A 21,723-nucleotide genomic window follows, 5' to 3' on the forward strand; every position below is an offset into this window, starting at 1 on the left:
CCGACCCTCGATGCCGCCGAACCCGCTCGCCGACAGGAAGCGTGACCGTCGCTTTCGGCACAGCCTGCGGCGCGTCACGCGCGCGCCGTTGCGGGCGATCGCGACCTGGGGCCTGGCGCTGGCGGCGCTGCTGGCCGCCGGCCTAGTGCTGGTGCTGGCGCAGGACCGCCACAACCGCCTGGCCGCAGCGCAGCGGCAGAGCCTGGCCCTGGCCACCGGCAGCGACCGCCTGCTGCAGTTGCAACTGGACAATCTCGGCCAGGCCCTGCATGGCGAGGGCCTGAGCGCACAGGCGCTGCTGGCGGAGACGCCGGTGCGGGCGCCCGAGCTTATCACCGCCTCGCTGCACGGCCTGCAGGCGCGACACCCGGAACTGCGCGACGTGGCGCTGCTGGATGTGCAGGGCCAACGCCGCTTCGGCGGCACGGGCGATCCGCAACTGCGCGCATGGATGCCGCGCGCGCGCTGCGGCGACCGGGTCTGCGTGAGTCCGCCAGTGCGCCTGGCCGATGGCGAGGCGGTGGTGCGCGTGGCGGTCCCGTGGGGGACCGATGGCTGGGTCGAGGCGCAATGGCGGGTGGCGGCGTTGCAACGCATCGTGCAGGGGACCGACAGCGGGCGTGACGGCATCGTCGCCCTGACCGACGCGCAGGGCGTGCTGCTGGCCGCCAGCCGCCCGCTCGCGGCCGGCCAGCCACGCCTGCCGATCGCGCTGGCGCAGCCGATGCCGCACGGCGGCATCCTGGGGGTACGCCGCGATGTCTTCGACGGGACACCGCGGATCCTGGCGCTGAGCGGCGGCGGTGCGTATCCGTTGCTGGCGGTCGCCGGGGTGGGGCTGCGCGAGACGCTGTCCGGCTGGTGGTGGTTCGTCGCGGCGGCGGCGCTGGTGTACGTGCTGTACCTGCTCGGCCTGGCCTATCTGCTGGTCAGCTTGCGCCGCGCCGAGCGTCGCCAGCGCCACCTGCTGCAGCGCCTGCGGCGTGGCGACGAGGATCTGCGCCTGGCGCACGGCATGGGCGGCATCGGCACCTGGCGCGTCGACATCGCGCGGCGCGTGCTGCGCCTGTCCGAACCGACCGGCGCGATGTTCGGCCTGCAGCGCATGCAACTGCCCATCGATGCGTTCCTGGCGGGGATCCACGACGAGGATCGCGCACGGGTGTCGCAGTTGTACGAGGACGCGGCGCAGGGCCGCGCGGAGTACAACACCGTCTACCGCATGCACCTGCCCGATGGACGCCTGCGCTGGCTGGCTGCGCGCGGCGCGCTGGTGCACACCCGCGAGGGCGTGTGCATGACCGGCGCAGTGCAGGATGTCAGCGACCGGGTGGCGGCACAGGCGCGGCTGCTTGATGCCGAGCGCCAGTTCCGCCTGGTGTTCGACCGCAATCCGTTGCCGTACTGGGTGTTCTCCGTGGACAGCCTGCGCTTCCTCGAAGTGAACCAGGCCGCGGTGCGCCAGTACGGCTACAGCCGCGAGGAATTCCTGGCGATGGACCTGCGCGATCTGCGCCCGTCGGAGGACGCGGCGCGGCTGCTGCAGGACGTGCGCAAACCGCGCGAGGGCTTCGACGCGCCGAGCGTGTGGACGCATCGGCGCAAGGACGGCAGCCTGCTGTCGGTGTGCATCCACAGCGCCGACCTAGAGTTCGGCGGCGTGCCGGCGCGGCTGATCCTGGCCGAGGACGTCACCGAGCGCCTGGCCCACGAACGCGAACTGGCCTATCTCGCCCGCCATGAATTCAGCACCGGCCTGCTCAAGCCGCGGGCGCTGGCCGAAGCCCTGCGCGCGCAGCGTGGCGGCTACGCCATCGCCTATGTGCAGGTGCGTGGCCTGGCCCTGATCGGCGACACCCTCGGCCGCGCCGCCGGCGACGCGGTGCGCAGCGCGGTGGCCGAACGCATCCGCGCGCTCGGCGAGCGCTTCGGGCTGAGCGCGCACCAGCCGGCGCAGGACTTCGTGCTGGCGATCCTGGACCCGCAGGCCCTGCCGCTGGCCTTGCAGGCGCTGCAGGAGGCGCTGTACGCACCGGTGCAGGGCGGCGAATTCGCTCAGCAGCTGCAGGCGCACATCGGCGTGGCGCTGTGTCCGGACGATGCCGCCGATGCCGACGAGGCGATCGGCAGCGCCGCGCAGGCCGCGCATGCGGCGCAGGCAGAGGGCCGCAGCCTGGTGCGCTTCGATCGCGCCATGGCGGCGCGGACCGGCGAACGCCTGCGCCTGGCCGGGCGCATCCAGCAGGCGATCGAGCGCCAGGAGTTCGAGCTGTATTTCCAGCCGATCATGGACGCGGTCAGCGGCGCGCCGCGCGAACTGGAAGCCCTGATCCGCTGGCCGCAGCGCGATGGCGGTTTCATCGCGCCGGATGCGTTCATCCAGTTGTGCGAGGACACCGGGCTGATCCTGCCGCTGGGGCGCTGGGTGATGCGCGCGGCGGCGCAGGCGCGCCGCGCCCTGGTCGACCACGGATGGCCGGACTTGCCGGTGGCGGTGAACGTGTCGGCGCTGCAGTTCTTCGACGGCGACCTGGTCGCCGACCTGGTGCAGGCCTGCGCCGAGGCCGGGCTGGCCGCCAACGGCCTGCAGTTGGAGCTGACCGAGAGCAGCCTGATGCGGCAGCCGCAGCAGGCCGACGACGTGCTGCGGCAACTGCGCGCGCTGGGCGTGCGCGTGGCCCTGGACGACGTCGGCACCGGCTTCTCCAGCATGGCGTACCTGCGCGACCTGCCGCTGGACACGCTGAAGATCGATCGCAGCTTTGTCGCCGAGGTGGACCGCGATCCACGCAACGCCTCGATCTGCCAGGCGTTGCTGACCCTGGGGCATTGCCTGGGGCTGGACGTGGTCGCCGAGGGCGTGGAAACCGAGGCGCAGCTGCGCTGGTTGCGCGCGCACGGCTGCGGCGGCGTGCAGGGCTATCTGCTCGGGCGTCCGGCCCCGTTGGGGGACGTGCTGCAGCGGCTCGGCGCGGTCACAGCATGAGTTCCACGTCGTGGCCGCTGCCCGCTGCCGGCAGCGGCTCGCCGTCCCAGTAACGCCGCAGCGGTTCGCGCACCAGGTCCAGCGCGGTGGAGGCACCGCGCGCGCCCGGATAGCGCTGCAGGTTGCGCGACTGCAGCGCGAGCATGCGCCGGTCCTGTTCGCCGACCCGGCGCAGCAGCGGCCACACCAGCAGCCGCACCGCCCACGCCGGCGCCCAGCGCCCCTCCACGTGCAGGCTGGCGAAGACGTCGGTGCTGCGCACGTCGAGCGGGGTGAAGTGCAGGCTGATCCGCACGCGGCCGCCGCGCGCGTAGCGGTACTCGATCTGCGCGCTGCCGGGGCCGGCGAAATGCGCGCGCTCCAGGATGCGCGGCGACTCGAACAGCCGGTACAGCCAGCCGCTCTGCGCCGCGGCGCCGCGGTAGTCGACGTGGAAGCCTTCGTCGGTGTGGCGCAGCTCGGCGCGCATGGCGGTGCGCGCGCCGCCACGCCGCACCAGCCCCGGATGCAGCAGATGGGTGTGCAGCGGGTCCAGGAAGTTCTCCAGCGCATCGACCACGTGCGCCTCCCAGCGCGTGCGCCACAGGAAGCGCCGCGCCGACGGCTGCAGCGCCTGCACCAGCTGCGACGGTGTGTCCGCGCCCTCGGGATCGGGACGCAGCCAGATCAGGCCGTCGTGCTCGCGCGCGGCGAAGGCGCGCACCCGCACCGCCGGCGGCGCCTGCCCGGGCGGCAGGCCGGGGATCTCGCGCAGCGCGCCGGTGCGGTCGAAGCGCCAGCCGTGATAGGGGCAGGACAGGCCGTCGCCGGTGGCGCAGCCGGCCGACAGCGGCGCGTGCCGGTGCGGGCAGCGGTCCTCCAGCGCCAGCAGGCCGCCGTCGGCGCAACGCGCGATCGCCGCATGCCGGTCCATCACCGACACCGCCAGCGGCTGGCGCCGCAACGCCGTGGCGGGGGCGACGGCGAACCACTGCCGGTACAGGGACGGATGCCAAGCGCTCATGCCGCCGGCGCCACGCGTGTGGTGTGCCGCGCGCCGCGCGCGTTCATGCGATGGTGGTGCCGGCGACCCGGTTGCGGCCGGCGCGCTTGGCCGCGTACAGGGCCTGGTCGGCGGCCAGCACCAGGGTCTGCCAGGACGCCAGCGCCCCGGGCGACAGGCAATAGCCGATGCTCACCGTGCACACCAGCGGCGCCTCCGGCGCGGCATCGATCTGTTGCTGCTCGATGCGCCGCCGCAGGCGTTCGGCGAGATCGCGCACCGACGCTTCGTCGCCCTGCGGAATCAGCACCATGAACTCCTCGCCGCCGATGCGCGCCAGCAGGTCGGGGGTGCGGATGTGCTCCGCCAGGGTCTGCGCGATGGCGACCAGCACCTGGTCGCCGACCGCATGGCCGAAGCGGTCGTTGATCGCCTTGAAATGGTCCACGTCGATCATCAGCACCGCGATCGTGCCCTGCTTGCGCGCCGCCTCCTGGGTCGCCGCTTCGCCGCGCTCCCACATCACCCGCCGGTTGGTCACCCCGGTGAGCGGGTCCTGCGAAGCGTGGCGCGTCAGTTCCGCGTTCATTTCGCGGGTCAGCATCCACAGGAAGCCGGGGGTGATGCTGGCGGTCAAGACGATGCGCGAGAGCAAGCCGAAGTTGGTGGTGGGATCCTGGATGAGACCGAGGTCGGGATGGACCGCCCACCAGGCGACCCGCAGCCCGATCATGCCGGCCCACAGGAAATGCAGGGCGGCGGTGAAGCGCGCCGCCGTGCGCACCATGCTGTCTGCATGGCGCCACAGCGCCAGTGCCGTCGCCACGGTCAGCATGCCGCGCACCACGCCGCCGAAGATCACCATGATCCGGTGATCGTGGCCAGCGTAATGCAGGCTGTAGAGTTCCAGTGCGCAGATCAGCGCGACTGGCAGCAGCAGCGTCCACTGCAGCAGCGGGCGCTGCAGGTAGGCGTTCACCGCCAACAGCGTCAGCACGGTCGCCACGTCCAGGGTGACGTTGCCGGTGTGGTTGACCCAGGGAGCGGTGACCTGCCAGATCGGCGCCAGCAGGATGCCGAAGCCCAGGGCGAAGACGGTGTAGCTCAGCGCCAGCAGCAACAGGCTGCGTGCGTGCCGCTCCTTGCGCCCGGTGACGTACAGCGCCAGGAACATCGCCGAGGACACCGCCGCGAGCAATGCGTTGACGATCAGCAAGGTGCCGGCATGGGCCAGATGCGCAATCCATTCCACAGATGTTCCGGGCCGCAGCGGCGATGAGGTGTTGCAGATGCAGCAAAGTATATGCCAGTGCCAGCGTCGGACAGCCGACGCGGCATGCGCGATCGACGTTGAAAACGATTACGGTCCGCCTTCGGGCGTGGCGCTGCCTGGCCTCACAGCCGGTACTTGCGCATCAGCGGGACGCCGATGCGCCGGGTCAGGGCGCCAAGCGCGGCGATCGGCTGGCGTCGCCGCAGCGGCAGGTGGCGCCCATCGACCGCGCTGTACTCGATGACCGGCATGCCGCCGCGCTGGCGCTTGAAACTGGCCGCGCCGGCGCTCTGGTTGAGGCGCTGGCCATACCGTCGCGCATGGTCGATGCCGCAAGCGGTGAGGGTGCGGTACAGCGCCAGCCGCTGCGGCAGCTGCAGGTCGTAGCCGACGATCGGGGCGGTGACGGTGCCGCCGATACCGAACAGGCCGGTGATGCAGACCAGTCGCCCGTCGCCGTCGCGGAAGCCGTCGAAGCGCAGCAGCCCGGCGCGGTGCCAGGCGCGCAGGAAGCCGGCGTGGTAGGCCGGATTGCAGTGCGAATATTTCTCCAGATACAGCTGCGCATACAGCGCGGCGATGCGCGGATAGTCGGCCTCGCCGATGGCGTCGTTGCCGCAGCGCCGCAGGTCGCGGCGCTCGACCAGCTTGAGGTCGCGGGCCAGGTCGCGATGGCGCAGCAGTTGCGGCCAGTCCTCGTACAGATACACCTGGCGGCTGGCGATCAGGGTGAAGCCTTCGGCCTGCAGCGCGTGCAGCCACTGCGGCGTATCCACCGCGTTGAGCGAGCGGAACCACAGCGCGTGGTCAGGCCAGCGCGTGCGTGCGGCATCCAGCAGCGTGCGCAAGCCGCTCGGCGGCAGCGGCGGATACAGGTTGGTGGACAGCAGCCAGTTGTTGAGGGTGACCGCACGGTCGATCCGTGCCCAGTCCAGCCACTCACCGATGCCGCCGCACAGGCCGCGTACCGGCGCAGCCAGCGCGCCCGGCAACAGCCGCGCGGCTTCCTCGGCGGCGTAGTCGGCATAGGTGGTGCGCGGCGAACACACCCAGGCGTTGTCCGGGTGGCGTTCGCCGACCGTCACCGGCAGTGCCAGTGCGCCGGCCTGCAGCACCTCGATGCGCGCATGCGCGTTGCCGGCCAACTGCTGCGCATCGCCGCCGGCATGCAGCGCGGCGAAACGCTGCAGCTGCGCGGCGTAATCGGCGGCCGCAGCGTCGGCGCTGTCGGCGCTCATGGCGGCGGCAGCGCCTCGCCGTCCCATTCGGTATCGCGGGTGGCGGCCTCGCGCACGCTGCAGCGCTGCGCCAGCGCCAGCCGCGCATGGCTGCCCAGGTCGCACAGCGTGCCGGCCAATGGCCAGCGGTCGCCGCGCGGCGCCAGGACGTCCTCGGCGCGTGCGTAATCATGGCGCCACTGCCGCAGCCGGCCCTGGCCCAGTGCCGCCGGCAGCGCCACGCCCAGCATCAGCATGCCCAGCATCGCCGCGCGGTCGTCGGCCGGGCGCAGCGGCGCCTGCGCTTCGCCCGCGTCGCCGCTCAGCAAGGCCACCAGCGGATCGGTCGCGGCGAACAGGTGCAGGCCGCTGGTCGCGCGCGGATTGCATTCGATCACGCTGCAGCGCCCTTGCGCGGAGACCATCCAGTCGAAGGAAATTTGCCCAGTGAAGTGCAGCGCCCGCACCAGTTGCGCGGTGAAGCGCTCGATCTGCGGATCCGGTGCGGCGTCGAAGTAGTAGCTGGAACTGCGCCGCAGGCGGTAGCGCGGACGGTACACCGCATGCGCCAGCAGTACGCCGTCGCGCGCCAGCGCATACGAGCAGCGCTCCTCGCCGGCGCAATAGCGCTGCGCGACCCAGTCGCCCTGTGCGGGCAGCGGCGTGGCGTCGGCGGTCAAACCCTCCGGATAGAGCCGGACATGCACGCCGAAGCGCGAGAATTCCGGTTTCAACACCAGCGGCGCGTTGCCGGCCCATTCGCGCGCCTGTGCCAGGTTGCGCACGCGCACGCTGTCCGGCACGTCGATGGCGCTGTCCAGGCCGCGCGCCAGTTCCATGAAGGCGTACTTGCTGTGCAGCGTGCGCAGCGTGTCGAAGTCGTGCAGCGGCAGGTGCAACTGCGCCGGCAGCGCGCGGCGGTAGCGGGCCAGGTAGAACACTTCCTCGCAGGTCGGCACCAGCACGTCGATGCGCTGGCGGGCGAGCACGCCATTGAGATCGGCCAGCCAGGCGCGCGGCGCATCGCGTGCGGGCGCGACGCGGTGGTGCGCGGCCACCGCGCGCGACCAGCCGGAGATGCGGCTGGCGACGCTGTCGGCCAGGTGCACCCGCCACCCCTGCGCGGCGAAGCGACGCGCCAGGTCCAGCGCGACCGGCGCGCGTGCGCCGGTGATCAGCACGCCGGGGGCCTCAGCCATGCGCGTGCTCCGCCGGCGCCGGCCGCCATTGCCGACAATGCGAGGGCACCAGCCGCAGGCCCGGCTCGGCCTGGCGCAGCGCATGCAGCCGCGCCAGGGTGTCGCGATACACGCGATGCTCGCCGAGCAGGCGGGTGACCAGGGCCGGCGGTGGCGTGCCGTCGGCGAGCGCGGCGCTGGACCAGGCCGCGTCGGCGATCAGGAACACCGGGCCGTGCGCGTCCTCGAACCACAGGCCGTAGTGGCCGGGCGCATGCCCGGGCAGCGGCACCAGCAGCACGCTGGCGTCGCCGAACAGGTCGCGCGGCGTGCCGAAGTCGCGCAGTGCGGCGGGCGGCAGCGCAGCGGGCAGGGCCTCGATCCAGTGCATGCGCGGACGCGCGCCGTGCAGCAGTGCCGGCAGAAAGCCTTCGCGCAGCGCGGCCAGCCGGCCGCGGCGCTGCAGGTCGTCCCAGGCCTGTTGCGCGCAGGCCAGGCGTGCCTGCGGAAAATCGGCGACGCCGCCGACGTGGTCGCCATGGAAGTGCGACAGCACGATCCAGCCGATGCGGTCCGCATCCACGCCGTCGCGGGCGAGCTGTTCGCGCAGCGATTGCCCAGGTGCCAATTGCACGGGAGTCAGCCAGCGGTACAGGCGTTCGGGAAAGCGCGCGGTGGCGTCGAAGAAGTGGCGGGCATAGCCGGTGTCGAACAACAGGTCGCCGTGCCGCGGATGCTGCAGCAGCGCCGCCAGCGCCGGGAACGGACACGGCGCCAGCGGCGCGCCGCGGCGCGTGGCACGTTCCGGGTGCATGCAGTGGCCGGCCTCGTACAGCCGCCAGCGCAGCCGGGGCGCGCTCATCGTTGCCCCAGCGCGGCCAGCCCGGCCTCGGTCGACAGCACCGGCGCATAGCCGAGTTCGCGGCGCGCGCGGCCGATGTCCAGCGTCTGCGAATAGCCGAGCACGCCGATGCCGTAGCGGCTGAGCCGCGGCTCCGGCTGCCCGCGCCGGCGCAGCGCGATCTGCTCGCCGAGCGTGGCCAGTGCCAACGCCGGCCCGCGCGGTACCGGCAGCAGCCGCACGCGCAGGCGCAGCACGGCGAACAGTTCGGTCAGCAGGTCGCGCACCGCGATCGGTACGCCGTTGCTGATGTTGTAGGCGCGGCCATCGCCGATGTGCTCGGCGCGCAGCGCAGCCAGCGCCGCGGCCACCGCGTTCTCCACGCAGCACACATCGATCATCGCGCGGCCGCCGCCGACCAGCGGGAACCAGCCGCGCTGCGCCACCGCCAGCAAGCGCGGCACGATCGCGTTGTCGCCATGGCCGAACACCGCGCGCGGGCGCAGCACCACCGCCGGTAGTCCGGCCGCGGCGGCGGCGCGCACCTTCTCTTCGGCTTCCCACTTGGTCTGCGGATAGCCGCCGATCCAGCGCGGCGGCGGGGTGAAGTCCTCGGTGATCTGGTATTGATCGGCGAAGCGGAAGTAGATGCTCGGCGAACTGAAATGCACGAAGCGGCGCACGCGGGCGGCCAGCGCGGCGGCGAGCAGGCGTTCGGTGGCGACCACGTTGGCCATGCGGAAGATTTCGGCGCTGGCCCACGGTGCCGACAACGCGGCGCAGTGGATCACCGCATCGCAGCCGTGCAGCAACGGCGCAAGGTCGTCGCGACACAACTCGGCGGGCACGACCTCGATGTGCGGATCGCCGGCGAAGGCCGCCAGTTTGGCGGCGTCGCGACCGCTGGCGCGCACCGCTACGCCGGCACCGGCCAGGGCGCGCACGATGTAGGCGCCGATGAAGCCGGACGCGCCGGTGACCAGGACGCGTGCCATGTCAGTAGCGCAACACCGCGCCGCCGAACGCCAGCCCGGCGCCGGAGCCGACCAGGCCGATCAGGTCGCCGCGGACGATGCGGCCGCTGTGGATCGCCTGGTGCAGCGCACCCGGGATGGAGGCCGCCATCTGGTTGCCGCGATGGCCGATCACCTCGATCAGCGCGTCCGGCGCCAGCCCCAGCGCGACGCGCAGGTGACGCAGCGCCTTGGCGCTGGCCTGGTGCGGCACGATCCGCTGCAACTGCGTCAACTCGACACCGGCCTGCGCCAGCAGCCGCTGCAGGAAGCCGGGCAACTTCGCCGCGGCGAGGCGATAGGTGGCGCGGCCGTTCATTTCGAATTGCGAACCGGCGCGCAGCGCTTCGACGCCGTGGTCCAGGCGCAGGCGGGTGCCGCCGGCGCGCACGCGGCAGTGGTCGATGCCTTCGGAGTAGGTTTCCAGCCGCGACGCCAGCAATTGCGAGGCGCTGTCGCCGCTGTCGGCGCCGACGACCACCGCGGCGGCGCCGTCGCCGAACAGCGGCGCGGTGTCCGTATCGTCCGGGTTGAGGCCGACGCTGGCGATCTCGCTGGCGACGATCAGCACGCGGCGGTAGCGGCCGGCGGCGATCGCGCAGGCGGCCAGGTCAAGCGCGGCGATGAAGCTCAGGCAGGTGGCGTTGATGTCGAAGGCGGGAATGCCGCTGCCCTGCAGGCCCAGCCGTGCATGCAGCAGCGCGGCGCTGCACGGGATCGCCTGTTCCATCAGGCTGCAGGCGCTGATCACGCAATCGACCTCGTGCGCCTGCAACTGCGCCGCCTGCAGCGCCGCACGCGCGGCGCGTTCGCCCATGAAGGTGGCCGGCTCGTCGGCGCCCGCGTAGTGCCGCGTGGCGACTCCGGTATGCCGCAGGGTCCAGCCGGCGGGCTTGTCCCAGCGCCGGTCGAAGGTCTCCGCCGGCACCTGCTGCACGGGCAGATACTCGCCCGTGCCGAGGATGCGCACCGCGATGGGCCTGCTGGTGTGGACGCTCATCCGTAAAGCTCGCACAAGGGGCGCGCAGCGTACTGCCAGCGCCGCGGCGCCGGCAACCGCCCTTGCGAAGATCGCGCCGCTGTCTGCGGCTGGCGACCTCAGACAGTGCTCAATCGCGCAGCGACTTGACGAAATACTTGGGCGCTTCGACAAAGCCCTCCCGCCGATAGAAGGCGTGCGCGCGTTGCCGCCGGCGGTGGCAGTGCACCTCCAGGCGGTCGCAGCCGCGCTGCCGCGCCAGCGCCTCGCCCTCTGCCAGCAAACGCTGTCCCACCCCGGCGCCGCGCGCACGATCGTCGACGCAGAAATAGCTGATGCGGCAGATGTCGCCGGCCAATGCCAACTGCGGCAGAAAGTGCAGCGACAACACACTCAGGACGCCGTCCCCTGTGGCGGCCACCAGCAAGGCCGCGTCCGGATGCGCCAGGAGCTGCGCCAGGCGGGCCTCGATGAAGTCCTCGGTTCCGGCATAGTCCAGCGCCGCCATCAGCGTCACGATCGCCTGCCGGTCCGCCATTGCCGCGTTCCTGATGTCCAGGGTGCTGTTCTCGCGCATTTGCAGAGAGTAGAAAGTCGCCCGCGTGGGGCGCAACCGCGTTGCCGACCCGACCCAGCCTGTGCGGAAATGGGCGGCACGCCCATGGCCTCGTCATCGCTCGGGCGTGGACGCACCTCCACTTCCTCGCTCTTCCTTGCCACAGCACGCGCAAGCGCGGCGCGGCATGCTCGGGAATTGATGACACGTCCTAACGGCCGCGACGCTGCCCGTACCAGAAGCCGAGGCCGTCGCGCGAGCGCAGCAGGCTGCGGCCGCGGCGCAGCAACTGCAGCAGCAGTCCCAGGTGCTCGCGCTTGCTGAAGCTGCGCAGCTTGCGGTCGGAGGTGTGCACCGGCTCGCGCAGGATCACGAAGCGTCCCTGCCGCGCCAGTGCGCGGCTCAGTGCCACGTCCTCGCCGGCGTAGTAGCGCTCGTCGAAGCCGCCGGCGGCGGCGAAGGCGCTGCGCGTGCAGAACAGGAAGCAGCCGGGGGCGATGCCGGTGCAGCGGAACAGCCAGCCGAACAGGGCCTGGGCCAGGCGTTCGTGCCAGGCGATGTCGCCGAGCAGGCGCACCTGCGCGCCACCGCCGACCGCACCGGTGCCGAGCGCGCGCAGCGCCGCGGCCAGCAGCGGGGTGTTGACCCGGGTGTCGGCATCGACGAACAGCAGATGGCGGCCGCGGCTGGCGGCGGCGCCGGCATTGCGCACGGCGGCGATGTGCCGCAGTTCCACCTCTAGCACCTGCGCGCCGTGCCGGCGCGCGATCTCGGCGGTGCCGTCGCGGCAGGCATCGGCGACCACCAGCGTCTCGCAGTTCAGCCGCAGCGCCTGGGCGGCGACATGCAGCGAGGCCAGCGTATCGCCGATCAGGGCGGCTTCGTCGTGCGCGGGGACGATGAAGGAGATCACCCCCGCATCATGCGGGGCCGGCGCGGCGCGGGCAATCGACCCGCGCCGCGGCCGGGGGCGCGGTTCAGCCCTGCAGGGCGCCGCGCGAGGCGGCCGGGTAGCGATGGCCGGCGGCGGCGTCGGCCGGGAAGATCGCCTCGATCTGCGCCAGCTCCTCGGCGCTCAGCTTCACCTGCAGCGCGCCCAAGTTTTCCTCCAGGTAGGCCAGGCGCTTGGTACCCGGGATCGGCACCAGGTCCTCGCCCTGCGCCAGCACCCAGGCCAGCGCCAGTTGCCCCGGAGTCACGCCCTTGGCCTGGGCCAGCTCGCGCACCCGCTCCACCAGTTGCAGGTTGCGGTCGAAGTTCTCGCCCTGGAAGCGCGGCGAATGGCGCCGGTAGTCGTCGGCCTCGAAGTCCTCCGGCGAACGGATCGCGCCGGTCAGGAAGCCGCGGCCCAGCGGCGAGTACGGCACGAAGCCGATGCCCAGCTCGCGCACCGTGTCCAGCACGCCGTCGTGTTCCGGATCGCGCGACCACAGCGAATACTCGCTCTGCAGCGCGGTGATCGGATGCACCGCGTGCGCGCGGCGGATGGTGGCGGTGGCGGCCTCGGACAGGCCGAGGAAACGCACCTTGCCCTGTTCCACCAGCCGCGCCATCGCCCCGACCGTGTCCTCGATCGGCACGTTCGGATCCACCCGGTGCTGGTAGTACAGGTCGATGTGGTCCACGCCGAGTCGGCGCAGGCTGGCCTCGCAGGCGGACTGCACGTACTCCGGGCGGCCGTCGATGCCGCGCGCGGCCGGGTCGTTGGGGTCGAGCTTGATGCCGAACTTGGTCGCCAGCACGACCTGGTCGCGGCGCCCGGCCAGCGCCTTGCCGACCAGCACTTCGTTGGTGTGCGGGCCGTACATGTCGGCGGTGTCGATGAGGCTGACGCCGTGCTCGATCGCGGCATGGATGACCGCGATCGAGGCGGCGTCGTCGCTGCGGCCGCCGTAGAACGCGCTCATGCCCATGCAGCCGAGGCCGAGGGCGGAGACGCGGGGGCCATTGCGGCCGAGGGTGCGGGTTTGCATGGAGGATGCTCCTGAGGGGGAGGGGAGGGAAAGCGTGGCCGCCGGGCGGTTCGCTCAGGGTGAGGACGGGCCCAGTGCGTCGCGGGCGACGGCCAGGGCGTTGAGCGCGGTGGGGAAGCCGACGTAGGCGTACAACTGGTCGAGCACGGCGAAGATCTCCGCACGGCTGGCGCCTGCCGCCTGCGCGGCGCGCAGGTGCAGGCGCAACTGCGGTTCCGCATGGCCGAGGCTGGCTAGCACCGCCACCGTGACCAGTTCGCGGGTCTTCAGGTCCAGCGCGCTGTCGGCGCGGTAGATCTCGGCGAAGGCGATGGCGGCGCCGCGGCCGCTCAGCGCGGTGTCCGCGTCGTCGGCCAGGGCGCGGATCGCCGCGCCCTGCTGCGGACCCATCAGCGCGGCAATCTGCGCGATGCCGGCCGCTTCGGCTTCGGCCAGGGTCATGCGGCTCGGCAATGTGGTCGTGGTGGATGCCATGCGACGGTGCTCGTGTGCGAGGGGGGACGGTCGCCACGCTCAGCGCGGCTGGATGCGGGTGCCGCCGCTGAGCAAGGCCTGCGGATTCGGCGAGGCCAGGAAGTCGTGCGGGAAGCCCAGTTCGATCGCGCTGACGGCGTCCAGCCGCTGCAGCGCGTCGGCGTCCAGATGCAGGGTCAGCGCGCCCAGGTTGTCCTGCAGTTGCGCCACGCTGCGTGCGCCGACGATCGGCATCGCCCCGCGTGCCAGCAGCCAGGCCAGCGCCACCTGCGCCGGCGAGCGCCGCAATTCGGCGGCCAGCGCCACCACCGTCTCGGCCACCGCCAGCGCGTGCTCGTTGAAGGTGCGTTGCGAATGCGCGACCTCGGCGCGGCCCACGCCATCGACCTGGGCGCCGCCGGAGGCGGCCGCGCGCACCCGCGCCAGATCGGCGGCACCGTACTTGCCGGTGAGCACGCCCATCGCCAGCGGCGACCAGGCCAGCACCGACATGCCCAGCGCCTCGGCCATCGGCACCAGCTCGCGCTCGACCGTGCGCTGCGCCAGCGAGTACTCGATCTGCAGCGCCACCAGGGGCGTCCAGCCGCGCAGGTCGGCCAGGGTCTGCATGCGCGCCACCTGCCAGGCAGGGGTGTCGGAGATGCCGGCGTAGAGGATCTTGCCGGCGCGCACCAGGTCGTCGAAACCGCGCATGACTTCGTCGATGCCGGTGGTGCCGTCCCAGGCGTGCAGGTACAGCACATCCAGATAATCGGTGCCCAGCCGCGCCAGGCTGGCGTCGACCGAGCGCAGCAGCGCCTTGCGGTGGTTGCCGCCGCCGTTGGGGTCGCCGGGGAAGGGGTTGAGCGCGAACTTGCTGGCGATCACCAGGCGGTCGCGGCGGCCGGCGACGAAGCGCCCGAGCAGGGTCTCGGCGCTGCCGTTGGTGTAGATGTTGGCGGTGTCGAGGAAGTTGCCGCCGGCATCCACGTACAGGTCGAACAGCCGGCGCGCCTCGTCGGCGTCCGCGCCCCAGCCCCAGTCGGCGCCGAAGGTCATGGTGCCCAGGCACAGCGGGCTGACGCGCAGCCCGGAGCGGCCGAGCAGGCGGTAGTGGTCGAGGGCCATCGCAGCGGTCTCCAGTGTGAGGGTGCGGGCACTGTAGGCGCCACGTCGCCACGGATAAATCCGGGTAATCCGCATGTGCTTTGAAGCTGTGCTAAACAATGGCGGACGCGCCTGCCGCGTTCGTCCTTCCACTGCCGCCCGCTCGCCATGCATCGTCCACCGCCGCTGTCCGCCGTCGTCGCCTTCGTCCGCGTCGCCCACCATGGCAGCTTCACCCGCGCCGCCGCCGAGCTGGGCGTCTCGCCGTCGGCGCTGTCGCAGACGCTGCGCGCGCTGGAGGCGCAGCTGGGCGCACGCCTGCTCAACCGCACCACCCGCCGGGTCGGCCTGAGCGAGCACGGCGAGCGCTTCCTGCAGCGGGTGGCGCCGGGCCTGGCGCAGATCGACGCGGCCTTCGCCGACCTGGATTTCCTGCGCGACCGCCCGGCCGGCACGCTGCGCATCAACCTGCCGCTGGTGGCCGCCGAGCAACTGGTGTGCCCGCAGCTGCCGGCGTTCCTGGCGCGCTATCCCGAGGTCAGCGTGGAGTTGTATTCGGATCGGACCCTGGCCGACATCGTCGCCGGCGGCTTCGACGCCGGGATCCGCCTGGGCGAGAGCCTGGCGCGCGACATGATCGCGGTCCCGCTGGGGCCGCCGCAGCGGCAGACGGTGGTGGCCGCGCCGGCGTATTTCGCCGCGCACGGAGTACCGCGCACGCCGGCCGAGCTGGCCGCGCACGACTGCATCCGCTGGCGCCGCACCGACGGCCGCCTGCAGGCCTGGGAGTTCACCCGCGACGGCCACGATTTCCTGGTCGAAGTCAGCGGGCGGCTGGTGGTCAACGACACCGCGGTCGGCCTGGACGCCGCGCGCCGCGGTCTGGGCCTGGGCCAGGCGTTCGAGTGGCAGGTGGCTGCCGACGTCGCCGCCGGCCGCCTGCAGCAGGTGCTGGACGACTGGCACGCGCCGTTCGCCGGCTGGCACATCTACTACCCGGCGCGCGAACACCTGCCGCCGAAGCTGCGCGTGTTCATCGACCATCTGCGCGCGGCGCATGCGGTGGGTGGCCCGGCGTAGCGCGACGGTGCTGGCCGAGGGCCGGCGCATGGCGAGATCGGGATGCAGAGAACACGCGGCAGCGCCGCAGCGCGAGGGCAGTGTCCCCTCGAAGACGCGCCCAACCGGCAAGGCCGGGCGCCGCAGGGGCATCGCATCGCCCGGAGACCGCTGCGATCGCGATGCGGGGTGCCGCCCTTTGCGGGCGGCACCGCCGGGCTCAGCCCTTGAGCTTGGCCGCGAACTCGGCCACGCGCTTGCCGAGCAGGCGTGCGGTTTCCAGGTCGCCGCTGCGCGGCGCCTCGTCCGGCGAGGCGTCGGACGGCGAGATCGCCAGCGCGCCGCCGGAGCCGGCGGTCCAGTTCACGTCGTCGGGGCCGTGCGCCTTGGTGTTGGACGGCAGCAGGCCGGTGCCGACCCAGATCTGGCCGTGCTGCTGGGCCAGGGTCCAGAAGTATTCGATGGTGGCGAACTTGTCGCCGTTGACCGAGGCCGAGTTGGTGAAGCCGGCGGCGATCTTGTCCTTCCAGGCCTGCGAGAACCACGGCTTGGAGCTGGCGTCGGCGAACTTCTTGAACTGCCAGGCCGGGCCGCCCATGTAGGTCGGGCTGCCGTAGACGATGGCGTCGGCCTGGCCGATGGCCTCCCAGGCGCCGTCGGGCAGGTTGCCGTCCTGGTCGATGCGGTACAGCGTGGCCTCGCCGACGCTGGCGGCGCCGGCGTGCACGGCCTCGGCCTGCTTGACGGTGTGGCCGTAGCCGCTGAAGTAGACGATCGCGATCTTGCTCATAAGCGGACTCCTGAGGGTGAGGGGGAAAGCGCGGGCATTGTGCGCATGCGCGGCCGCTGCGATCAGCGCCATCGGCGGGATGTTGTGTCCGGTCCGCGCGCCCCGGTTCAGCTCTCGGCCGGGGAGCGCATCGTGCGGTCGATGCCCACTTCGACCAGATAGTCGATGAAGCTGCGCACCTTCGGCGCCAGGTGGCTGCGGCTGGCGTACACCGCGTAGACGCCGATCGGCCCGATCCCGTACTCGGGCAGCACCCGCACCAGGCGGCCGTCCTCCAGTTCCTTTTCCGCGATGAAGTCCGGCTGCAGGACGATGCCCATGCCGGCGACGGCGGCCTCGCGCAGCACGTCGCCGCTGTTGGCGCGCAGCCCGCCCTGGATGCGTACCCGGGTCTCGCCGTCGGGACCTTGCAGGGCGAGCTCGTCGGCGATCGGCGCATAGCTGTAGCTCAGGAGCTCGTGCCCGGCGAGGTCGGCGGGCAGGCGCGGCACGCCGGCCCGCGCCAGGTAGGCCGGCGAGGCGCACAGACACGCCGGCACCTCGCCGAGCTTGCGCGCGATCAGGGTCGGGGTGACCTGGCGGGTGATGCGGATCGCCATGTCGTAGCCTTCCTCGACGATGTCCACCAGCCGGTCCGACAGCGACAGGTCCAGCATCACCTGCGGATAGCGCGCGCGATAGCCGGCCAGGCGTGGCCCCAGCCGGGCGATGGCGAAGCTGAAGGGCGCGTTGATCCGCAGCGTGCCGGAGGGCGTCAGCGCCTGCTCGCCGACCGCCGCCTCCATGTCGTCGAACTCGGCCAGCAGCAACTGGCAGCGCTGGTAATACGCCGCGCCGACACTGCTCGGGCTGACCCGGCGGGTGGTGCGGTTGAGCAGGCGCAGGCCGAGCCGCTTTTCCAGCCACGCCACCTGGCGGGTGACGCTGGCGGTAGACATGCCGAGTGCCTCGGCCGCGGCGTTGAAGCCGTTGCGGTCGACCACGGCGACGAACACGCGCATCGCGTCGAGCGTATCCATTGTTGCGGATCCTGAAATTAATTCCCGAAATCACGATAATTTATTCGTGGTGACGCTGGGAATAGCCTGTGCGGGTCCCTTCCCATCGGAGATCGTTCATGTCCGCTCCCGTGTCCCGCCTGGCGCCTTACGGCGCCACCCTGTTGCGCCTGGCGCTGGGCGTGCTGTTCCTGGCGCATGCGCTGACCAAGCTGCTGGTGTTCAGCCCGGCCGGCACCGCCGCCTACTTCGTTTCGCTCGGTTTGCCCGGGGCACTGGCCTATGTGGCGATGACACTGGAATTCGTCATTGCCGCGGCACTGTTGCTCGGCCTGTACGCGCGCTGGGTTGGACTGCTCGGCATCCCGCTGCTGCTGGGCACCATCGTCAGCGTGCATGGCGCCAACGGCTTCGGCTTCGCCAATCCCGGGGGCGGCTGGGAGTACCCGGCGTTCTGGGCGCTGGCGCTGGTGGTGCTGTTCCTGATCGGCGACGGCCGGTTCGCATTGCGCACGCGCTGAGCGCGGCGCCCCCTTTCCTGTGTGGAGACCTGCCATGGCACGTTTGCCTTCCCTGTACATCTCGCACGGTTCGCCGATGACCGCACTGCAGCCCGGCCTGGTCGGCACGCGGCTGGCCGAACTGGCGGCGACGCTGCCGCGGCCGCGCGCCATCGTGCTGGCGTCGGCGCACTGGCTGGGCCGGCGGCCGCTGGTCGGCGCCGCGGCGCAGCCGCAGACCATCCACGACTTCGGCGGCTTCCCGCAGGCGCTGTACGCGATGCAGTACCCGGCGCCGGGCGCGCCGGCCGTGGCCCAGCAGGTCGCCGAGCTGCTGGCGCAGGCCGGGCTGGCGCCGGTGCTGGACGAGCGCCGCGGCCTGGACCACGGCGTGTGGGTGCCGCTGTCGCTGCTGTACCCGCAGGCCGACATCCCGGTGGTGCCGCTGTCGATCCAGCCGGAACTCGGGCCGGAACACCACCTGGCGCTGGGCCGCGCACTGGCGCCGCTGCGCGAGGACGGTGTGCTGGTGATCGGCTCGGGCAGCATTACCCACAACCTGCACGACTTCGGCCGCTACGCCGAGGGCAAGGAAGTGCCCTACGTGCGTCCGTTCATCGAATGGACCGAGCAGGCGTTGCGCCGCGACGACGTGCCGGCGATGCTCGACTACCGACGGCAGGCGCCGTTCGCCGCGCGCGCGCATCCCACCGACGAGCACTGGCTGCCGATCTACGTGGCGATGGGCGCGGCCGGCGCGGAGGGACTGGGCGCGCAGCGCATCGATGCGGGGATCGACGCCGGCCTGCTGGCGATGGACATCTACCGCTTCGACGGCGCCGCAGCGCGTGCGGCGGCCTGAACGCCAGGAGATCGACCTGAGCGATTCATCGCGGTGAAGGCCGCAGCGCATCCGCGTCTCACCGTTTGAGACGCAGACCCGGCATCGTCGGCCGGTGAATACCCTCGAAAAACTCGCCGTGCTCGCCGACGCGGCCAAGTACGACGCGTCCTGCGCCTCCAGCGGTGCCGACAAGCGCCATTCGCTGCGCAGCGGCGGCATCGGCAGCACCGAGGGCATGGGCATCTGCCATTCGTACACGCCCGACGGGCGCTGCGTGTCGCTGCTGAAGATCCTGCTGACCAACTTCTGCGTGTTCGACTGCGCGTACTGCGTCAACCGCGTGTCCAGCAACGTGCGCCGCGCGCGCTTCACCCCGGCCGAAGTGGTCAAGCTGACCCTGGATTTCTACAAGCGCAACTACATCGAAGGCCTGTTCCTCTCCAGCGGCATCATCCGCAACAGCGACTACACCATGGAGCAACTGGTGGAAGTGGCGCGGCAGCTGCGCGAGGAGCACCGCTTCGCCGGCTACATCCATCTCAAGACCATTCCCGACGCGGCGCCGGAACTGCTCGCCGCCGCCGGCCGCTACGCCGACCGGCTCAGCATCAACGTGGAGTTGCCGACCGAGCGTGGCCTGGCGCAATTGGCGCCGGAAAAGAACGTCGGCGGCATTCGTGCGGCGATGGGCGAGCTGCGCTGGCGCATCGAGGAGAGCAAGGAGGCGCGCAAGGCGCAAGCCCGCGTCCGCGCCAAGCCGCCGCGCTTCGCCCCGGCCGGGCAGAGCACGCAGATGATCGTCGGCGCCGACGGCGCGGACGACCGCGCGATCCTGCATACCAGCCACAATCTCTACGGCAACTATCGCCTGCGCCGGGTCTACTACTCCGCGTTCAGTCCGATTCCCGACGCCTCCAGCAAGCTGCCGCTGCAGGCGCCGCCGTTGCAGCGCGAGCACCGCCTGTACCAGGCCGACTGGCTGCTGCGGTTCTACGACTTCTCGGTGGAGGAGATCGCCCCGCCCACCACCAGTGGCATGCTCGATCTGGACGTGGACCCCAAGCTGGCGTGGGCGCTGCGCAACCCGGAGCGATTCCCGGTGGATCTCAATACCGCCGCGCGCGAATTGTTGTTGCGGGTGCCGGGGCTGGGCACGCGTAATGTCGAGCGCTTGCTGCTGGCGCGGCGGCACGCGCGGCTGCGGGTCGGCGACCTGGCGCGGCTGCGGGTGCCGCTGAAGAAACTGCTGCCGTTCGTCAGTGTGCTCGATCACCATCCGCGGCAGCGGCTGGACGATCCGCAGCGGCTGCGTGCGCAGTTGGCGCCGGCACCGCGGCAGGGTGGCTTGTTTGATTGACCCGATGGGCACGGTCTGTTGCGTTCAATGCGCGGGAGCCATGCAGCGAGCGGGCCGTGTTCCAGGCTGAGGTGGTGCCGCCGTGGAGCCTGGAAGCGTGGCGGGCGGTGGCGCGTGCGGCGTGGTGTGCGCAGGTGGCGCCGGAGACGCTGGCCTGGGACGGCGACGCGCAGGGCGGGCTGCTGGTCGGGACCGACGTCGCGACGTTGCCGGCGCAGGTGCCGCCGCCGCGGGTGTCGGCCGAGTTTCTGGCGCTGGCCGGTGCGGTGTTGTGCCATCGCTATCCGCAGCGGCATGCGCTGCTGTACCGGCTGCTGTGGCGCATCGCCGGCGGCGAGCGCGCGCTGCTGCAGCGGGTCACCGATGCCGACGTGCACCGCGCGCAGCAGTGGGCGCAGGCGGTGCGCCGCGACAGCCACAAGATGAAGGCGTTCGTGCGCTTCCGTGAGGTGCCGGGCGAGCAGGAGGCGTACATCGCCTGGTTCGAGCCGGAGCACCACATCGTCGATCGGGTGGCGCCGTTCTTCGCGCGCCGCTTCGCCGGCATGCGCTGGGCGATCCTCACTCCGTACCGCAGCGTGCGCTGGGACGGCGAGACGCTGCAGTTCGGCGCCGGCGCGCAGCGTGCCGATGCGCCGGCCGACGATGCGCAGGACACGCTGTGGCGCACCTACTACGCCAACATCTTCAATCCGGCGCGGCTCAATCCGACGATGATGCGCCAGGAGATGCCGCAGAAATACTGGAAGCATCTGCCGGAGGCGCAGCTGCTGCCGACGCTCATCCGCGATGCCGGGCAGCGCGTGCGCGAGATGGCCGAGCGCGCGCCCGAGCCGGTGCGCCGGCGCATTCCCGCGCCGGCACCGGCGCCGGTGGTGGCCGCCGACGACAGCCTTGACGCGCTGCGCGCGGCGGCGCGCGACTGCCGCCGCTGTCCGCTGTGGCAGCCGGCGACCCAGACCGTGTTCGGCGAAGGTCCGCAGGATGCCGCGGTGATGGTGGTGGGCGAGCAGCCTGGCGACGAGGAAGACCTGAGCGGGCGTCCCTTCGTCGGCCCGGCCGGGCGCTTGTTCGACCGCGCGTTGCAGGAACTGGGGGTCGAACGTGCAGGCCTGTACGTCACCAACGCGGTCAAGCACTTTCGCTTCGAGCAGCGCGGCAAGGCGCGGCTGCACCGCAATCCCGAGCGTGCCCATGTCGAGGCCTGCCGGATGTGGCTGGCCGGCGAACTGGCGCGGGTGCGTCCGCGCATCGTGCTGTGCCTGGGCGCGACCGCGGCGCGCGCGGTGCTGGGGAGCGGCTTCAAGCTGATGGCCCAACGCGGGCAATGGCAGGCGCTGGACGACGGCACGCGCGCGCTGGCCACCGTGCATCCGTCGTGGGTGCTGCGCCAGCGCGGCGGCGAGGCGGGCGAGGCCGCCTATCAAGGCTTCATGGATGACTTGCGTGTGCTGGCAGCGCAGGTGCCGATGCCGCACGCAGGCGGTGCCGGCGACTGACGGTTCGTGCGCGTGGTCCGCTCGTTGTCGGCGTGGCGCGCGGTCGCCGTTGGCTGCATGGGCGTGCAAAACGAGGACGGCCGTAGCCGCCCCCGCGATGCCAATGCACCCCCCGACG

Annotated in this window: 20 protein-coding genes; 6 read left to right on the forward strand and 14 right to left on the reverse strand. The window is 71.9% G+C overall.

Annotated features, from left to right (window positions below; genetic code table 11):
* Positions 1-88 precede the first annotated feature (88 nt).
* Positions 89-2,986, forward strand: coding sequence for a bifunctional diguanylate cyclase/phosphodiesterase (locus PIQ37_RS14465; protein ID WP_342073981.1), 2,898 nt, complete (start codon positions 89-91; stop codon positions 2,984-2,986).
* On the opposite strand, the gene PIQ37_RS14470 is transcribed toward PIQ37_RS14465, so the two are convergent.
* The 12 genes from PIQ37_RS14470 to PIQ37_RS14525 all read right to left on the reverse strand — a co-directional run bounded on the left by PIQ37_RS14470 (position 2,976) and on the right by PIQ37_RS14525 (position 14,579).
* The gene (locus PIQ37_RS14470; protein ID WP_342073982.1) at positions 2,976-3,989 is read right to left on the reverse strand and encodes a Rieske 2Fe-2S domain-containing protein; all 1,014 of its coding nucleotides are present in this window, start codon (positions 3,987-3,989) and stop codon (positions 2,976-2,978) included. The genes PIQ37_RS14465 and PIQ37_RS14470 overlap by 11 nt on opposite strands.
* 43 nt (positions 3,990-4,032) lie before the next feature.
* Positions 4,033-5,220: a GGDEF domain-containing protein gene (locus PIQ37_RS14475; protein WP_342073983.1), complete on the reverse strand. Its 1,188-nt coding sequence runs from the start codon at positions 5,218-5,220 to the stop codon at positions 4,033-4,035.
* Between the two features lie 143 nt (positions 5,221-5,363).
* Positions 5,364-6,479 (reverse strand): hypothetical protein, encoded by a 1,116-nt coding sequence (locus PIQ37_RS14480; protein WP_342073984.1) that lies wholly within the window; start codon positions 6,477-6,479, stop codon positions 5,364-5,366.
* Positions 6,476-7,657 (reverse strand): ATP-grasp domain-containing protein, encoded by a 1,182-nt coding sequence (locus PIQ37_RS14485; RefSeq protein WP_342073985.1) that lies wholly within the window; start codon positions 7,655-7,657, stop codon positions 6,476-6,478. Before PIQ37_RS14485 ends, PIQ37_RS14480 begins: the two co-directional genes overlap by 4 nt.
* Positions 7,650-8,498 (reverse strand): MBL fold metallo-hydrolase, encoded by an 849-nt coding sequence (locus PIQ37_RS14490; RefSeq protein WP_342073986.1) that lies wholly within the window; start codon positions 8,496-8,498, stop codon positions 7,650-7,652. Before PIQ37_RS14490 ends, PIQ37_RS14485 begins: the two co-directional genes overlap by 8 nt.
* A complete protein-coding gene (locus tag PIQ37_RS14495) occupies positions 8,495-9,472 on the reverse strand; it encodes an NAD-dependent epimerase/dehydratase family protein (protein ID WP_342073987.1) in 978 nt (325 codons plus the stop codon). Before PIQ37_RS14495 ends, PIQ37_RS14490 begins: the two co-directional genes overlap by 4 nt.
* 1 nt (position 9,473) lies before the next feature.
* Positions 9,474-10,490, reverse strand: coding sequence for a 3-oxoacyl-[acyl-carrier-protein] synthase III C-terminal domain-containing protein (locus PIQ37_RS14500; RefSeq protein WP_342073988.1), 1,017 nt, complete (start codon positions 10,488-10,490; stop codon positions 9,474-9,476).
* 109 nt (positions 10,491-10,599) lie between these two features.
* Positions 10,600-11,046, reverse strand: a complete 447-nt coding sequence (locus PIQ37_RS14505) for a GNAT family N-acetyltransferase (RefSeq protein WP_342073989.1) — start codon at positions 11,044-11,046, stop codon at positions 10,600-10,602.
* 190 nt (positions 11,047-11,236) lie between these two features.
* A complete protein-coding gene (locus PIQ37_RS14510; RefSeq protein WP_342073990.1) occupies positions 11,237-11,938 on the reverse strand; it encodes a glycosyltransferase in 702 nt (233 codons plus the stop codon).
* 64 nt (positions 11,939-12,002) lie between these two features.
* Complete coding sequence (locus PIQ37_RS14515; protein ID WP_342073991.1) at positions 12,003-12,998, reverse strand: aldo/keto reductase; 996 nt, start codon at positions 12,996-12,998, stop codon at positions 12,003-12,005.
* 54 nt (positions 12,999-13,052) lie between these two features.
* The gene (locus PIQ37_RS14520) at positions 13,053-13,472 is read right to left on the reverse strand and encodes a carboxymuconolactone decarboxylase family protein (protein ID WP_342073992.1); all 420 of its coding nucleotides are present in this window, start codon (positions 13,470-13,472) and stop codon (positions 13,053-13,055) included.
* A gap of 39 nt (positions 13,473-13,511) precedes the next feature.
* A complete protein-coding gene (locus PIQ37_RS14525) occupies positions 13,512-14,579 on the reverse strand; it encodes an aldo/keto reductase (RefSeq protein WP_342073993.1) in 1,068 nt (355 codons plus the stop codon).
* A 147-nt stretch (positions 14,580-14,726) separates the two neighbouring features.
* On the opposite strand from PIQ37_RS14525, the gene PIQ37_RS14530 reads away from it, so the two are divergent.
* Positions 14,727-15,638, forward strand: coding sequence for a LysR family transcriptional regulator (locus tag PIQ37_RS14530; protein WP_267112718.1), 912 nt, complete (start codon positions 14,727-14,729; stop codon positions 15,636-15,638).
* 199 nt (positions 15,639-15,837) lie between these two features.
* Here the strand turns inward: PIQ37_RS14530 and PIQ37_RS14535 are convergent, their stop codons facing one another.
* Both PIQ37_RS14535 and PIQ37_RS14540 read right to left on the reverse strand, forming a co-directional pair.
* A complete protein-coding gene (locus tag PIQ37_RS14535; protein ID WP_152235744.1) occupies positions 15,838-16,407 on the reverse strand; it encodes a flavodoxin family protein in 570 nt (189 codons plus the stop codon).
* A gap of 107 nt (positions 16,408-16,514) precedes the next feature.
* Complete coding sequence (locus tag PIQ37_RS14540) at positions 16,515-17,426, reverse strand: LysR family transcriptional regulator (RefSeq protein ID WP_342073994.1); 912 nt, start codon at positions 17,424-17,426, stop codon at positions 16,515-16,517.
* A 98-nt stretch (positions 17,427-17,524) separates the two neighbouring features.
* Here PIQ37_RS14540 and PIQ37_RS14545 point away from each other — a divergent pair, with 98 nt between their 5' ends.
* The 4 genes from PIQ37_RS14545 (at position 17,525) to PIQ37_RS14560 (ending at position 21,605) form a co-directional block, all read left to right on the forward strand.
* Positions 17,525-17,926 (forward strand): DoxX family protein, encoded by a 402-nt coding sequence (locus PIQ37_RS14545; protein WP_342073995.1) that lies wholly within the window; start codon positions 17,525-17,527, stop codon positions 17,924-17,926.
* 34 nt (positions 17,927-17,960) lie between these two features.
* Positions 17,961-18,767 (forward strand): DODA-type extradiol aromatic ring-opening family dioxygenase, encoded by an 807-nt coding sequence (locus tag PIQ37_RS14550; protein WP_342073996.1) that lies wholly within the window; start codon positions 17,961-17,963, stop codon positions 18,765-18,767.
* Positions 18,768-18,861: 94 nt separating this feature from the next.
* Entirely contained in the window at positions 18,862-20,106 is a 1,245-nt protein-coding gene (locus PIQ37_RS14555) for a putative DNA modification/repair radical SAM protein (protein ID WP_342073997.1), read from the forward strand.
* A 56-nt stretch (positions 20,107-20,162) separates the two neighbouring features.
* Entirely contained in the window at positions 20,163-21,605 is a 1,443-nt protein-coding gene (locus tag PIQ37_RS14560) for a UdgX family uracil-DNA binding protein (RefSeq protein WP_342073998.1), read from the forward strand.
* Positions 21,606-21,723: the final 118 nt, after the last annotated feature.

The organism is Xanthomonas protegens (genome assembly GCF_038442435.1).
GTDB classification, from domain to species: Bacteria; Pseudomonadota; Gammaproteobacteria; order Xanthomonadales; family Xanthomonadaceae; genus Xanthomonas_A; species Xanthomonas_A sontii.